This is a genomic window from Escherichia sp. XD33, from assembly GCF_019375075.1.
Classification (GTDB): Bacteria; Pseudomonadota; Gammaproteobacteria; order Enterobacterales; family Enterobacteriaceae; genus Enterobacter; species Enterobacter flexneri_A.
Map to the genome: position 1 here is coordinate 1 of NZ_JAENDM010000017.1, position 14,825 is coordinate 14,825.

The window sequence follows — 14,825 nt, forward strand, 5'->3', positions numbered from 1 at the left end:
ACATCTGGCAAGGCTGGGACGGAAGTCACTGTCGTTCTCAAAATCGGTGGAGCTGCATGACAAGGTCATCGGGCATTATCTGAACATAAAACACTATCAGTAAGTTGGAGTCATTACCAGAATTCTCATCAGAAAAAATATATGATTACATCGATATAATCATTGAAGATTATGAAAATATCAAAGAAAATGCTTATCTGGTCGTCCCCCAAATTAATTATACTATGGATTTAAACATAGAAGACTCTAGCTCAGAAGAGTTACTTTCAGATAATACCCTCGAGAAAGACGAAAATTCTCCGGACAATGGCTTTGAGGTCGGGGAATATAACACATATGAAGCATATAACTCAGAGAAGCAATATTTTACCAGAGAGGACTATACGTATGATTACGACCTTTTAAATGCAATATAGACTTAATAACTTCTTACAAAGTCTATTATTAATACCGTAGATATTTATTCATCTTACCCTGTGCACCAAAAGCAAAAACTCACTGACGCGGGTTTGAAACTGATGGCAACCGCAAAAATGCCTGATGCGCTACGCTTATCAGGCCTACGCCATCTCTGCAATATATTGAATTTGCGTGCTTTTGTAGGCAGGATAAGGCGTTCACGCCGCATCCGGCATGAATAAAGCGCACTCAACAATCTGAAACCCGCCGGAACGGTTTATTACGTACATCAGGTAAAACTGACCGATAAGCCGCTTTCTTTTGGGTATAGTGTCGTGGACAGTCATTCATCTTTCTGCCCCTCCAAAAGTAAAAACCCGCCGAAGCGGGTTTTTACGTAAAACAGGTGAAACTGACCGATAAGCCGCTTTCTTTTGGGTATAGTGTCGTGGACAGTCATTCATCTTTCTGCCCCTCCAAAAGCAAAAACCCGCCGAAGCGGGTTTTTACGTAAACCAGGTGAAACTGACCGATAAGCCGCTTTCTTTTGGGTATAGCGTCGTGGACAGTCATTCATCTTTCTGCCCCTCCAAAAGCAAAAACCCGCCGAAGCGGGTTTTTACGTAAATCAGGTGAAACTGACCGATAAGCCGGGTTCTGTCGTGGACAGTCATTCATCTAGGCCAGCAATCGCTCACTGGCTCAAGCAGCCTACCCGGGTTCAGTACGGGCCGTACCTTATGAACCCCTATTTGGCCTTGCTCCGGGTGGAGTTTACCGTGCCACGGACTGTTACCAGCCGCGCGGTGCGCTCTTACCGCACCCTTTCACCCTTACCTGATCCCGCTTGCGCGGGCCATCGGCGGTTTGCTCTCTGTTGCACTGGTCGTGGGTTTCCCCCCCAGGCGTTACCTGGCACCCTGCCCTATGGAGCCCGGACTTTCCTCCCCTCCGCCCGTCTCCCCCGAAGAGGACGACGACGAAGCGGCGACTGTCTGGTCAGCTTCGGCGCGCAGTATAGAGGGTTTGCGCGCCCTTGTCACCCCGCGTTGCGCATTCCAATCGCCAGTGTCGCGGCGATATTACGTGAAGCACGGCAGATATTGTCATAAGCCCCGCGGAATGCTTCGTCCAACGTACCTATGCTGGTCAATACGCTGAAGACCGCATCAATGCCATGCTGATGTACAACGCCAACATCATCGGTCAGGCTACCCGCAATGCCAATCACCGGTTTATGGTACTTCTTCGCCACGTTTGCGACACCAATCGGTACCTTCCCGTGAATACTCTGGCTGTCAATACGCCCTTCACCGGTGATCACCAGCGTACAATCGTGAATATGTTCCTCCAGATTCAGCGCCGTAGTGACGATTTCAATACCACTTTTCAGTTCCGCACCAAGAAACGCCATTAGCGCCGCGCCCATACCACCCGCAGCTCCTGCACCGGGGACATCTTTCACATCAACATGCAGCGCTTTTTTAATGACCTCGGCATAGTGAGAGAGGTTATTGTCCAGCTCAACAATCATCGCTTCACTGGCTCCCTTTTGTGGGCCAAAGATGCGCGATGCGCCGTTATCGCCCACCAGCGGATTGGTGACATCACAAGCGACGCGAATGACGCAATCTTTTAAGCGCGGATCGAGGCCGGAAATATCAATATCATTCAGAGTATTAAGACTACCGCCGCCAAAACCAATTTCATTGCCGTTGGCGTCGCATAATTTCGCCCCCAGCGCCTGTACCATGCCTGCGCCGCCATCATTTGTAGCGCTGCCGCCAATGCCGATAATAATGTTTGTCGCACCGCTCTCCAGCGCCTGCAGGATTAACTCGCCTGTGCCGCGTGAAGTGGTCACGAGTGGATCGCGTTTTTCCGCAGGTACCAGCTCCAGCCCACTGGCCGCCGCCATTTCAATAAACGCGGTTTTGCCATCGCCGGAGATCCCCCAACTGGCATTCACTTTCTCGCCCAGCGGCCCTGTAACCCAGGCGTGACGTTCAGCCCCCTGGGTGGCTGCAATCATCGCTTCCACCGTTCCTTCGCCACCGTCGGCAACCGGAACAGAAACGTACTGTGCATCAGGAAAAATTTCCCGAAATCCTTTTTCTATCGCCTGCGCAACCTCGCTGGCAGATAAACTTTCTTTATAAGAGTCTGGGGCGATTACGATTTTCATACCTATGCCTGTTACCACATGACGCCGGAGGGCGTTTCTCTTATTCGGCCTGGATTCCAGGCCCGGATTGCAATACGCCATCCGGGCACGACGTCATTAACGAGTAACTTCGACTTTCGCCAGTTTTTCGTAGTAGCACGCCAGGGCGCTATGATCCGCCGTTCCTAAACCATCTGCTCGCAGTGCCTGCATCATCTCCATAACCGCAGCTGTGAGCGGCAGTTGTGCGCCGACGCCGTGAGAAGTATCCAGCGCATTCGCCAGATCCTTAATATGCAGATCAATACGGAAGCCCGGCTTGAAGTTGCGGTCCATCACCATCGGCGCTTTGGCATCCAGCACGGTACTGCCCGCCAGTCCACCGCGAATTGCCTGATAAACCAGGTCCGGGTTAACGCCCGCTTTAGTTGCCAGCGTTAACGCTTCTGACATCGCGGCAATATTCAGCGCCACAATGACCTGATTTGCCAGTTTGGTGACGTTACCTGCACCGATTTCCCCGGTATGCACCACGGAACCCGCCATCGCTTTCATCAAATCATAGTATTTGTCGAAAATAGCCTTGTCGCCGCCCACCATCACTGACAGCGTACCGTCGATGGCTTTCGGTTCACCGCCGCTCACCGGAGCATCCAGCATATCAATGCCTTTCGCTTTCAGCGCTTCGCTGATTTCACGGCTTGCCAGCGGTGCGATAGAACTCATATCGATCAATACCGTACCTGGCTTCGCGCCTTCAATAATGCCATTCTCACCCAGCGCCACCTCTTTCACATGAGGGGAGTTTGGCAGCATGGTTATGATGACGTCGCACTGTTCAGCGATCGCTTTAGCCGTAGACGCTGTTTCTGCACCTGCAGCAATCACGTCAGCAATAGCTTCTGGGTTACGGTCAGCAACCACCAGCGAGTAACCTGCTTTCAGAAGGTTTTTACTCATTGGTTTACCCATAATCCCCAGGCCAATAAAACCAACTTTCATAGTCATATCAATCATCTCTCTTGTTGCGGTGGTGGTTATTTTTTAAAGGTATCAGCCAGTTTCTGAGTGGCAGAGCGGAAGACGCCGAGATCGCTGCCGACAGCCACAAACGTCGCGCCCCATTCCAGATAACGACGCGCATCGGCTTCGACCGGCGCGAGGATACCGCTGGGTTTGCCGTGCGCGCTGGCACGGTTAAAAATGTGCTGAATTGCTTTTTGTACATCCGGGTGTGATGCATTGCCGAGATGGCCTAATGCCGCGGCCAGATCGCTGGGGCCGACGAAGATGCCGTCTACGCCTTCGGTAGCGGCAATGGCATCGACGTTATCTACGCCCTGCTGACTTTCTATCTGGACCAGAATAGTGATGTTCTTGTTCGACTGAGCGAAATAATCCGCCACGGTGCCAAACATATTGGCGCGGTGAGAAACGGAGACGCCGCGAATGCCTTCCGGTGGGTAACGGGTTGATGCCACCGCCAGCTCTGCTTCCTCTTTTGTTTCTACAAAAGGAATCAGGAAGTTATAGAAACCGATATCCAGAAGACGCTTAATAATTACCGGCTCGTTGGTCGGCACTCGCACTACTGGCGCGCTGGCGCTGCCTTTCAAGGCCATTAACTGCGGAATAAACGTGGAGATATCGTTTGGCGCATGTTCGCCATCCAGCACCAGCCAGTCAAACCCAGCCAAACCAAGAACTTCAGTGCTAATCGGGTTAGAGAGTGCTGACCAGCAACCAATTTGTACCTGTTTCGCAGCCAGTGCGGCTTTGAATTTATTCGGGAAAACATCGTTATTCATCGCTTATACCTTTGCTTATTTCTGCAATTCCATACGTTTAATGTCGCCAACTACGAAGAGGTAGCAGACCATCGCCATCAGCGCTGAACATCCCACGAAAACCAGTGCTGCATTGAAGGAGTGCAGTTCACTTACCAGGTAGCCAATCACCAGTGGAGTGACAATGGAGGCAACATTGCCAAAGACGTTAAAGACGCCGCCGCAGAGGCCAACAATCTCTTTCGGCGCGGTGTCAGAAATCACCGGCCAGCCCAGCGCACCAAATCCTTTGCCAAAGAAAGCCAGCGCCATCAGCATGACCACCAGCGTGGTGTTGTTGGTGTAGTTACATAAGATGATGGTGGAAGCCAGCAACATTCCCAGCACAATCGGTAGCTTACGTGCCAGGGTCAGGGATAAACCGCGTTTGATCAGATAATCCGAGAAGACACCTCCCAGCACGCCGCCCGCAAAACCACACAGTGCTGGAATCGAGGCGACCAGACCCACTTTCAGAATCGACATGCCTTTTTCCTGCACCAGATAAATCGGGAACCAGGTGAGGAAGAACCAGGTGATGGTGTTGATAAAATATTGTCCGAAAAATACGCCCAGCATCATGCGGTTAGAGAGCAATTGCTTGATGTAATGCAGTTTGGGTCCGCTTGCTGCCGCACTGCCCGGCTTTTTGTGGTCCATATCGACCACCGCGCCATTTTCAGAGATAAACTTCAGCTCTTCCGCAGACATACGTGGGTGATCTGTCGGGTTATGAATCAACTTGATCCACAGCGCCGTCAGCACAAAACCAATCACCCCCATAACGGTAAAGACGTGCTCCCAGCCCCAGGCGAAAGTCAGCCAGCCAAGCAGCGGCGAAAAGAGCGCCAGCGAGAAATATTGCGCCGAGTTAAAGATGGCGGAGGCAGTACCACGTTCTTTCGTCGGGAACCAGGCGGCGACAATTCGGGCGTTCGCCGGGAATGATGGCGCTTCCGAGAAGCCGAGCATAAAGCGCATAAAGAACATGGAGATCCCTGCCCAGGCCAGCGGGAACATATCAACAAAGCCTTGCAGGAAGGTGAATAGCGACCAGAAAAAGAGGCTGTAGGTGTAAACTTTTTTCGAGCCAAACTTATCAAGCAGCCAGCCGCCGGGGATTTGCATCAGCAAGTAGGCCCAGCCAAAAGCGGAGAAGATGTAACCCATCGAAACCGCACTTAACTGCAACTCTTTTGCCACTTCGGTACCAGCAATAGACAGCGTTGCACGATCGGCGTAGTTAACGGCGGTAACAATAAAAATAATCAGTAATATTAAATAGCGGGTATGCACGCCTTTCTTTTTTTCGTCAACGGTGTCCAGAATCATTTTATTTACCTCGGGTACTTATGCTGATTTTTATTATTATGGGGAAGGTGTTATTTATGAGTTTCATTTATGCCGTAACGACAATGAACTCGGGAATTAGTATAAGCAGCGCGAGAATAATAATCATTGTGCAAATGCTAATTTAATTAATACTATTTAAATATTATTTTGAGCATATGCACATAAGGTTGCGCGCTAAAGCACAGATTTGCGCTTTACCTTACCGGGCGGCACTGCAACCCCTGAAATGATTGACATTGATCACATTTCTGCGTTTAAACTCCTGACATTCTTATTTCACCCAATGAAGTCATTTATTTTTAAATGAGACCAGGTCCTCATTTTAATAACCCCTGGCTGGAGAATATTGCACAATGGCCAACATCGAAATCAGACAAGAAACGCCAACTGCGTTTTATATAAAAGTTCACGACACAGATAATGTGGCAATTATTGTTAATGATAATGGCCTGAAAGCAGGAACGCGTTTTCCGGATGGGCTGGAATTAATTGAACATATTCCCCAGGGGCATAAAGTCGCATTGCTGGACATTCCGGCTAATGGTGAAATTATTCGTTATGGCGAAGTGATTGGTTACGCCGTGCGTGCAATCCCACGCGGAAGCTGGATCGACGAATCAATGGTTGTACTACCGGAAGCGCCGCCGTTACACACGCTGCCACTGGCAACCAAAGTCCCGGAACCCTTACCGCCGCTGGAAGGATACACCTTTGAGGGCTATCGCAATGCCGATGGCAGCGTGGGCACCAAAAACCTGCTCGGTATCACCACCAGCGTCCACTGTGTGGCAGGCGTGGTGGACTATGTAGTAAAAATCATTGAACGCGATCTGCTACCGAAATACCCGAACGTCGATGGCGTGGTGGGGCTGAATCATTTGTACGGTTGTGGCGTGGCGATTAACGCACCGGCGGCAGTTGTACCTATCCGTACCATTCACAATATTTCGCTGAATCCTAACTTTGGCGGCGAAGTAATGGTGATTGGCCTGGGTTGTGAAAAGTTGCAGCCTGAGCGCCTGCTGACTGGAACGGATGATGTGCAAGCTATTCCAGTAGAAAGCGCCAGCATTGTCAGTTTGCAGGATGAAAAGCATGTCGGTTTTCAGTCCATGGTCGAGGATATTTTGCAGATCGCCGAACGCCATCTACAAAAACTGAATCAACGGCAGCGAGAAACCTGCCCGGCTTCAGAACTGGTCGTTGGTATGCAGTGCGGTGGCAGCGATGCGTTTTCTGGTGTAACGGCAAACCCGGCGGTTGGCTATGCGTCTGATCTACTGGTGCGCTGCGGCGCAACGGTGATGTTTTCAGAAGTAACGGAAGTGCGTGACGCGATCCATCTGCTGACACCACGCGCAGTGAACGAAGAGGTCGGCAAACGGCTGCTGGAGGAGATGGAGTGGTACGATAACTATCTCAATATGGGAAAAACCGACCGCAGCGCCAACCCTTCGCCGGGCAACAAGAAAGGCGGTCTGGCAAACGTGGTAGAGAAGGCACTCGGCTCCATTGCTAAATCGGGTAAAAGCGTAATTGTTGAAGTGCTGTCGCCCGGTCAACGCCCGACTAAACGCGGATTAATTTACGCCGCGACGCCAGCCAGCGATTTTGTCTGTGGCACGCAACAGGTGGCTTCGGGTATCACAGTGCAAGTGTTTACGACCGGTCGTGGTACGCCGTACGGCCTGATGGCGGTACCCGTCATTAAAATGGCAACCCGCACCGAGCTGGCGAACCGCTGGTTTGATTTAATGGATATTAATGCGGGCACCATCGCTACCGGCGAAGAAACTATTGAAGAGGTGGGCTGGAAGTTGTTCCACTTTATTCTCGACGTCGCCAGCGGGAAGAAGAAAACCTTCTCGGATCAATGGGGGCTGCATAACCAGCTGGCGGTGTTTAACCCGGCACCGGTGACCTGATTTCTTTTGGAACGTCCCTCGCAAAACATGGCCTTAGTGCCATGTTTTTATTGTTTAAAGCCCCCACGTCCATTAATAATGCATTTGCATTACCTTAGTTCAAGCTTATAATTTGAGCAGAAAACAGGCTGTAAAAGGACAGTGAATCATGCCCGCTAATGCTCGCTCTCACGCTGTACTGACCACTGAATCAAAGGTCACGATACGCGGACAAACAACTATCCCCGCGCCAGTGCGTGAGGCCTTAAAACTGAAGCCAGGCCAGGACAGCATTCATTACGAAATTCTGCCTGGTGGGCAAGTATTTATGTGCCGACTGGGAGATGAACAGGAGGATCATACTATGAATGCATTTTTGCGTTTTCTGGATGCAGATATCCAGAACAACCCGCAAAAAACTCGTCCATTCAACATTCAACAAGGAAAGAAACTTGTCGCTGGCATGGACGTCAACATTGATGATGAGATTGGCGACGACGAATAATGGATTTTCCACAAAGGGTTAATGGTTGGGCGCTATATGCTCATCCCTGTTTTCAGGAAACCTACGACGCTTTAGTTGCCGAAGTCGAGACATTAAAGGGAAAAGATCCTGAAAATTATCAGAGAAAAGCCGCCACAAAGTTATTGGCGGTAGTCCATAAAGTGATTGAGGAGCATATCACGGTCAATCCATCATCACCGGCATTCCGTCATGGCAAGTCGTTAGGCTCTGGGAAAAATAAAGACTGGTCACGGGTAAAATTTGGTGCTGGTCGTTATCGTCTCTTCTTTCGTTATAGTGAAAAAGAGAAAGTCATCATTCTGGGATGGATGAACGATGAAAACACTCTGCGCACCTACGGTAAAAAAACAGATGCCTATACCGTATTCAGCAAAATGTTAAAAAGAGGACATCCTCCTGCCGACTGGGAAACCCTCACCCGAGAAACAGAAGAAACCCATTGATGGTGTTCACAATGCCCGCCGAACGCATTCGTGTTGACCAGCGGGCATCCTTTCTCACTCCCCGACCAGAATCACTTCAACCCCAGCCTTTCGCAGTCCTTCCAGGCTATCCGCAGGAATGCCTTCATCAACAATGATCATGTCGATACGTTGAGTATCAATGATCTTATGTAAACTGGAACGATTGAACTTACTGGAATCGGTGACCACGATGATCCGTTCCGCAACTTCGCACATCCGACGGTTTAAACGAGCTTCATCTTCATTATGTGTGCTGACGCCGCGCTCCAGATCGATCGCATCTACACCAAGAAACAGCATATCGAAGTGGTAATTTTGCAGCGATTGCTCAGCCTGATCGCCGTAAAAAGATTGCGACTGACGGCGCAAATGCCCGCCGGTCATCAGCAGCTCAACGCCTTCCGCTTCCAGCAACGCATTAGCCACGTTCATACCGTTGGTCATCGCAATTACGTCAGTGTGCTTGCGCATCAGACGAGCAATCTCAAAAGTGGTGGTCCCGGAATCGAGGATAACCCGATGACCTGGCTGAATCAACTCAACGGCAGCTTTCGCAACGCTGCGTTTCATCGCGGTGTTCAGTGCGCTTTTATCTTCCACTGATGGCTCGACTGACGGCGTCGTGCTATCGCAGATCAACGCGCCACCATAGGCACGCACAGCGATCCCCTGCTTTTCCAGAAACGCCAGATCGTTGCGGATCGTCACAGTAGATACGCCATACAATGCCGACAGATCGTTAACCTGCACACTCCCTTGCTGTCGCAGACGCTGAATGATCTGTTCTCGTCGCTCGCTGGTGCCAGTCACTCGCTTCTCACCTGAAGCGTCGGTATTACTCATAGTAAGTCCTTTCGTAAAACTTTCGTTTCATTTCGTTTTGCCTATTAACGCCTTTCTATTAAGCAAATGCAAGCCCACCTTGCCCATTGACGCAAGCTACTCTCGTTTCAGTGACTTTCATTATGTTTCTTTTGTGAATCAGATCAGAAAACTATTATCTTTCGTTTTATTTTTATCTCACCATGACGCAGTATCAACTGAAACAAAACGAAAGATTAATATCGCAGTAATCTGAACTGGAGAGGAAAGTGAAACATCTGACAGAAATGGTGAGACAGCACAAAGCGGGCAAAACAAATGGAATTTATGCCGTTTGTTCCGCACATCCGCTGGTGCTGGAGGCTGCAATCCGCTACGCCAGTGCAAACCAAACGCCGTTACTGATTGAAGCAACCTCCAATCAGGTAGACCAATTCGGCGGTTATACCGGAATGACGCCCGCCGATTTTCGCGGCTTTGTTTGTCAGCTCGCCGACTCGTTGAATTTCCCGCAGGATGCGTTGATTCTGGGTGGTGACCATCTGGGGCCAAACCGCTGGCAAAACCTGCCGGCCGCTCAGGCAATGGCCAATGCCGATGATTTGATTAAAAGCTACGTTGCGGCAGGATTCAAAAAAATCCACCTTGATTGCAGCATGTCCTGTCAGGACGATCCGATTCCCTTAACTGATGACATCGTGGCTGAACGCGCCGCCCGTCTGGCGAAAGTGGCGGAAGAAACCTGTCTTGAACACTTTGGCGAAGCCGATCTGGAGTATGTCATTGGTACCGAAGTGCCGGTACCTGGCGGCGCGCATGAAACCTTAAGCGAGCTGGCGGTCACCACGCCGGATGCCGCCCGCGCCACGCTGGAAGCCCATCGTCACGCCTTTGAAAAGCAAGGTTTGAATGCCATCTGGCCACGCATCATTGCCCTGGTGGTTCAACCCGGCGTCGAATTCGATCACACCAACGTTATTGATTATCAGCCCGCCAAAGCGAGCGCCTTAAGCCAGATGGTCGAAAACTACGAAACGCTGATTTTCGAAGCGCACTCTACCGATTATCAAACGCCGCAATCGCTGCGCCAGCTGGTGATTGACCACTTTGCCATTCTGAAAGTTGGCCCAGCGCTGACCTTCGCCCTGCGTGAAGCTCTGTTCTCTCTGGCGGCGATTGAAGAAGAACTGGTGCCAGCGAAAGCCTGTTCTGGTCTGCGTCAGGTGCTGGAAGACGTGATGCTCGACCGCCCGGAATACTGGCAAAGCCACTACCACGGTGACGGCAACGCGCGTCGTCTGGCGCGTGGTTATAGCTACTCGGATCGCGTGCGCTATTACTGGCCGGACAGCCAGATTGATGACGCTTTCGCTCATCTGGTACGTAATCTGGCGGATTCACCAATTCCGCTGCCGCTGATCAGCCAGTATCTGCCGCTGCAGTACGTGAAAGTTCGCTCCGGCGAGCTGCAGCCAACGCCACGGGAACTCATTATCAACCATATTCAGGACATCCTGGCGCAGTACCACACAGCCTGTGAAGGCCAATAAGCAAAACAAAGAGGAACACGCTATGCCAAATATTGTTTTAAGCCGGATTGATGAACGCTTGATTCACGGTCAGGTCGGCGTTCAATGGGTCGGATTTGCGGGGGCAAATCTGGTGCTGGTAGCCAACGATGAGGTTGCCGAAGATCCGGTACAACAAAACCTGATGGAAATGGTACTGGCAGAAGGGATCGCCGTACGTTTCTGGACGCTGCAAAAAGTTATCGACAACATTCATCGCGCCGCCGATCGACAGAAAATCCTGCTGGTTTGTAAAACACCCGCCGATTTCCTGACGCTGGTGAAAGGTGGCGTTCCGGTGAATCGCATTAACGTTGGCAATATGCACTACGCCAATGGCAAACAACAAATCGCCAAAACGGTTTCTGTGGATGCGGGCGATATCGCAGCATTTAACGACCTGAAAACCGCTGGGGTGGAATGCTTCGTTCAGGGCGTCCCGACAGAGCCTGCTGTGGACCTCTTTAAATTACTTTGAGGGATTCATCATGGAAATCAGCCTGTTGCAGGCATTTGCGTTGGGCATTATCGCCTTTATCGCTGGCCTGGATATGTTTAACGGCCTAACCCATATGCACCGCCCGGTGGTCCTCGGCCCGTTGGTCGGGCTGGTACTTGGCGATCTGCATACCGGAATTTTAACCGGCGGTACGCTGGAACTGGTGTGGATGGGGCTGGCCCCGCTGGCGGGCGCACAGCCGCCTAACGTGATTATCGGTACTATCGTCGGCACGGCGTTTGCCATTACTACTGGCGTGAAACCCGATGTCGCAGTAGGTGTCGCCGTACCTTTCGCTGTCGCAGTACAGATGGGGATTACCTTCCTGTTCTCGGTGATGTCCGGCGTGATGTCTCGCTGCGACCGGATGGCGGAGAACGCCGATACTCGCGGCATTGAACGCGTGAACTATCTGGCACTGCTGGCACTCGGCATTTTCTATTTTCTCTGCGCTTTCCTGCCTATCTACTTCGGCGCGGAACATGCAAAAACCATCATTGATGTCCTGCCGCAACGATTAATCGACGGCCTCGGCGTCGCGGGCGGCATCATGCCAGCAATCGGTTTTGCCGTGCTGCTGAAAATCATGATGAAAAACGTCTACATCCCCTACTTCATCCTGGGCTTTGTTGCCGCCGCCTGGCTCAAGTTACCAGTGCTGGCTATTGCTGCCGCTGCGCTGGCGATGGCGCTGATCGACTTGCTGCGTAAATCTCCTGAACCGACTCAACCTGCGGCACAGAAAGAGGAATTTGAAGATGGCATCTAATCAAACCACCCTGCCGAACGTCAGTGAAAACGAAGAAACATTGCTGACTGGCGTCAATGAAAACGTGTATGAAGATCAGAGCATTGGCGCGGAGCTGACGAAAAAAGATATCAACCGCGTCGCCTGGCGTTCCATGCTGTTACAAGCGTCTTTTAACTACGAACGTATGCAGGCTTCTGGCTGGTTGTACGGTCTGCTGCCTGCTCTGAAAAAGATCCACACTAATAAACGCGACCTGGCGCGCGCCATGAAGGGGCATATGGGTTTCTTCAATACCCATCCGTTTCTGGTGACGTTTGTTATCGGCATTATCCTTGCGATGGAGCGTTCTAAGCAGGACGTTAACAGTATTCAGAGCACCAAAATTGCCGTCGGTGCGCCGCTTGGCGGGATTGGCGATGCAATGTTCTGGCTAACGCTACTGCCGATTTGTGGCGGGATTGGAGCCAGTCTGGCATTACAAGGCTCCATTCTTGGCGCAGTCGTCTTTATTGTGCTGTTCAACGTGGTACACCTGGGGCTGCGTTTTGGTCTGGCGCATTATGCTTACCGCATGGGCGTGGCGGCGATTCCACTGATTAAAGCGAATACCAAAAAAGTCGGCCATGCTGCGTCTATCGTTGGGATGACGGTAATCGGTGCGCTGGTGGCAACCTATGTTCGTTTAAGCACCACGCTGGAAATCACGGCGGGCGACGCAGTGGTTAAGTTACAGGCTGATGTTATCGACAAACTGATGCCGGCCTTCTTACCGTTGGTCTACACCCTGACCATGTTTTGGTTGGTACGCCGCGGCTGGAGTCCGCTGCGTCTGATTGCAGTTACCGTGGTTCTCGGCATCGTCGGTAAATTCTGCCATTTCCTTTAAATACAATGAGGTATTAGATGTTAAGTATTATTTTGACAGGGCATGGCGGGTTTGCCAGCGGCATGGAAAAAGCAATGAAGCAAATTCTCGGTGAGCAATCGCAGTTTATCGCCATCGATTTTCCGGAAACCTCAAGCACCGCGCTGCTTACATCGCAGCTTGAAGAGGCCATCGCCCAACTGGATTGTGAAGACGGCATTGTTTTTCTGACGGATTTGCTGGGCGGCACGCCGTTTCGCGTAGCTTCAACGCTGGCGATGCAAAAACCGGGCTGTGAAGTGATCACCGGCACCAATTTGCAACTGCTACTGGAGATGGTGCTGGAGCGCGAAGGGTTAAGCGGTGAAGAATTCCGTGTACAGGCGCTGGAGTGTGGACACCGAGGGCTGACCAGTCTGGTGGACGAGTTAGGCCGCTGCCATGAAGAATGTCCGGTCGAGGAAGGAATATGACACACGTTCTGCGCGCCAGAAGGCTGCTGACTGAAGAGGGATGGCTCGATGACCATCAGTTGCGTATTGCTGACGGTGTCATCGCAGCAATCGAACCGATTCCAGCGGGCGTGACTGAACGCGATGCGGAACTGCTCTGCCCTGCTTACATCGACACCCATGTACACGGTGGTGCGGGCGTTGATGTAATGGATGACGCGCCGGATGTACTCGACAAGCTGGCAATGCACAAGGCACGCGAAGGTGTCGGCAGTTGGTTACCGACCACCGTAACCACGCCGCTTAATACCATTCATGCGGCGCTGAAACGTATTGCTCAACGTTGCCAACGCGGCGGACCTGGTGCGCAAGTGCTGGGGAGTTATCTCGAAGGACCGTACTTCACGCCGCAGAATAAAGGCGCGCATCCGCCGGAGTTGTTTCGCGAGCTTGAAATTGCCGAGCTGGATCAGTTGATTGCCGTTTCTCAGCACACCTTACGTGTGGTAGCGCTGGCACCGGAAAAAGAAGGGGCATTGCAGGCCATCCGCCATCTTAAACAGCAAAACGTAAGGGTGATGCTGGGGCATAGCGCGGCGACCTGGCAACAAACCCGCGCCGCATTTGATGCTGGTGCCGACGGCCTGGTGCATTGCTATAACGGGATGACAGGTTTACATCACCGCGAACCGGGAATGGTTGGCGCGGGATTAACGGACAAGCGCGCCTGGCTGGAACTGATAGCCGATGGTCATCATGTGCATCCGGCGGCAATGTCGCTGTGTTGTTGCTGTGCGAAAGAGAGAATCGTACTGATCACCGACGCGATGCAGGCAGCTGGGATGCCGGATGGTCGCTATACGTTATGTGGTGAAGAAGTGCAGATGCACGGTGGCGTTGTCCGTACCGCGTCTGGTGGGCTGGCGGGCAGTACGCTGTCTGTTGATGCGGCAGTGCGCAATATGGTCGAGTTGACGGGCGTAACGCCTGCGGAAGCCATCCATATGGCGTCGCTGCATCCGGCGCGAATGCTGGGTGTTGATGGTGTTCTGGGATCGCTTAAACCGGGCAAACGCGCCAGCGTCGTTGCGCTGGATAGCGGGCTACATGTGCAACAAATCTGGATTCAGGGTCAATTAGCTTCGTTTTGATAGTTTGCTCCTTTATTGGGCCTTCACTTCCCCCGTAAGGCCTTTCTTTTTCTTTCGTTTTGATCTGTGCAGCGGTGTCGG

The 14,825-nt window shown here is 51.6% G+C and carries 15 protein-coding genes, 1 other RNA gene and 1 pseudogene; 11 read left to right on the top strand and 6 right to left on the bottom strand.

Annotated features, from left to right (window positions below; all coding sequences use genetic code 11):
- Together K0778_RS11940 and K0778_RS11945 are read left to right on the top strand one after the other, a co-directional pair.
- A partial coding sequence (locus K0778_RS11940; RefSeq protein ID WP_000496773.1) for an IS1 family transposase occupies nucleotides 1-103 on the top strand: 103 nt, incomplete at its 5' end.
- A gap of 16 nt (nucleotides 104-119) precedes the next feature.
- Nucleotides 120-416 (top strand): annotated as a pseudogene (locus K0778_RS11945) (hypothetical protein); the annotation flags it as partial.
- Between the two features lie 613 nt (nucleotides 417-1,029).
- On the opposite strand, the gene rnpB reads toward K0778_RS11945, so the two are convergent.
- The 5 genes from rnpB to garP form a co-directional block, all read right to left on the bottom strand.
- Nucleotides 1,030-1,406: RNase P RNA component class A (gene rnpB, locus K0778_RS11950), an RNA gene on the bottom strand.
- Between the two features lie 32 nt (nucleotides 1,407-1,438).
- The gene (garK, locus tag K0778_RS11955; RefSeq protein WP_001300387.1) at nucleotides 1,439-2,584 is read right to left on the bottom strand and encodes a glycerate 2-kinase; all 1,146 of its coding nucleotides are present in this window, start codon (nucleotides 2,582-2,584) and stop codon (nucleotides 1,439-1,441) included.
- Nucleotides 2,585-2,680: 96 nt separating this feature from the next.
- Nucleotides 2,681-3,571: a 2-hydroxy-3-oxopropionate reductase gene (gene garR, locus K0778_RS11960; protein ID WP_001303675.1), complete on the bottom strand. Its 891-nt coding sequence runs from the start codon at nucleotides 3,569-3,571 to the stop codon at nucleotides 2,681-2,683.
- 29 nt (nucleotides 3,572-3,600) lie between these two features.
- A complete protein-coding gene (gene garL, locus K0778_RS11965; protein WP_001058209.1) occupies nucleotides 3,601-4,371 on the bottom strand; it encodes a 2-dehydro-3-deoxyglucarate aldolase in 771 nt (256 codons plus the stop codon).
- A 15-nt stretch (nucleotides 4,372-4,386) separates the two neighbouring features.
- A complete protein-coding gene (gene garP / locus K0778_RS11970; RefSeq protein ID WP_000599636.1) occupies nucleotides 4,387-5,721 on the bottom strand; it encodes a galactarate/glucarate/glycerate transporter GarP in 1,335 nt (444 codons plus the stop codon).
- Between the two features lie 374 nt (nucleotides 5,722-6,095).
- On the opposite strand from garP, the gene garD reads away from it, so the two are divergent.
- The 3 genes from garD to yhaV all read left to right on the top strand — a co-directional run bounded on the left by garD (nucleotide 6,096) and on the right by yhaV (nucleotide 8,615).
- The gene (gene garD, locus K0778_RS11975) at nucleotides 6,096-7,667 is read left to right on the top strand and encodes a galactarate dehydratase (RefSeq protein ID WP_063084662.1); all 1,572 of its coding nucleotides are present in this window, start codon (nucleotides 6,096-6,098) and stop codon (nucleotides 7,665-7,667) included.
- Nucleotides 7,668-7,815: 148 nt separating this feature from the next.
- Nucleotides 7,816-8,151 (top strand): type II toxin-antitoxin system antitoxin PrlF, encoded by a 336-nt coding sequence (gene prlF / locus K0778_RS11980; protein ID WP_001307405.1) that lies wholly within the window; start codon nucleotides 7,816-7,818, stop codon nucleotides 8,149-8,151.
- Nucleotides 8,151-8,615: a type II toxin-antitoxin system ribonuclease toxin YhaV gene (yhaV, locus tag K0778_RS11985; RefSeq protein WP_000347273.1), complete on the top strand. Its 465-nt coding sequence runs from the start codon at nucleotides 8,151-8,153 to the stop codon at nucleotides 8,613-8,615. Before prlF ends, yhaV begins: the two co-directional genes overlap by 1 nt.
- A gap of 54 nt (nucleotides 8,616-8,669) precedes the next feature.
- Here the strand turns inward: yhaV and agaR are convergent, their stop codons facing one another.
- On the bottom strand, nucleotides 8,670-9,479 hold the full coding sequence (agaR, locus tag K0778_RS11990) for an aga operon transcriptional regulator AgaR (RefSeq protein ID WP_000072187.1): 810 nt from the start codon (nucleotides 9,477-9,479) through the stop codon (nucleotides 8,670-8,672).
- A 248-nt stretch (nucleotides 9,480-9,727) separates the two neighbouring features.
- Between agaR and kbaZ the strand changes: the two genes are divergently transcribed.
- Genes kbaZ through nagA form a run of 6 tightly spaced genes read left to right on the top strand, consistent with a single transcriptional unit; the run spans nucleotide 9,728 to nucleotide 14,744 of the window.
- Nucleotides 9,728-11,008: a tagatose-bisphosphate aldolase subunit KbaZ gene (gene kbaZ, locus K0778_RS11995; RefSeq protein WP_000681920.1), complete on the top strand. Its 1,281-nt coding sequence runs from the start codon at nucleotides 9,728-9,730 to the stop codon at nucleotides 11,006-11,008.
- A gap of 22 nt (nucleotides 11,009-11,030) precedes the next feature.
- Nucleotides 11,031-11,504 (top strand): PTS N-acetylgalactosamine transporter subunit IIB, encoded by a 474-nt coding sequence (gene agaV / locus K0778_RS12000; RefSeq protein ID WP_001336162.1) that lies wholly within the window; start codon nucleotides 11,031-11,033, stop codon nucleotides 11,502-11,504.
- A 10-nt stretch (nucleotides 11,505-11,514) separates the two neighbouring features.
- Entirely contained in the window at nucleotides 11,515-12,294 is a 780-nt protein-coding gene (agaW, locus tag K0778_RS12005; protein WP_000406209.1) for a PTS N-acetylgalactosamine transporter subunit IIC, read from the top strand.
- A complete protein-coding gene (gene agaE, locus K0778_RS12010; RefSeq protein WP_001295548.1) occupies nucleotides 12,284-13,162 on the top strand; it encodes a PTS N-acetylgalactosamine transporter subunit IID in 879 nt (292 codons plus the stop codon). Before agaW ends, agaE begins: the two co-directional genes overlap by 11 nt.
- 17 nt (nucleotides 13,163-13,179) lie before the next feature.
- Complete coding sequence (gene agaF, locus K0778_RS12015; RefSeq protein ID WP_000948824.1) at nucleotides 13,180-13,614, top strand: PTS galactosamine/N-acetylgalactosamine transporter subunit IIA; 435 nt, start codon at nucleotides 13,180-13,182, stop codon at nucleotides 13,612-13,614.
- Entirely contained in the window at nucleotides 13,611-14,744 is a 1,134-nt protein-coding gene (gene nagA / locus K0778_RS12020; RefSeq protein ID WP_001326623.1) for an N-acetylglucosamine-6-phosphate deacetylase, read from the top strand. Before agaF ends, nagA begins: the two co-directional genes overlap by 4 nt.
- Nucleotides 14,745-14,825 lie beyond the last annotated feature (81 nt).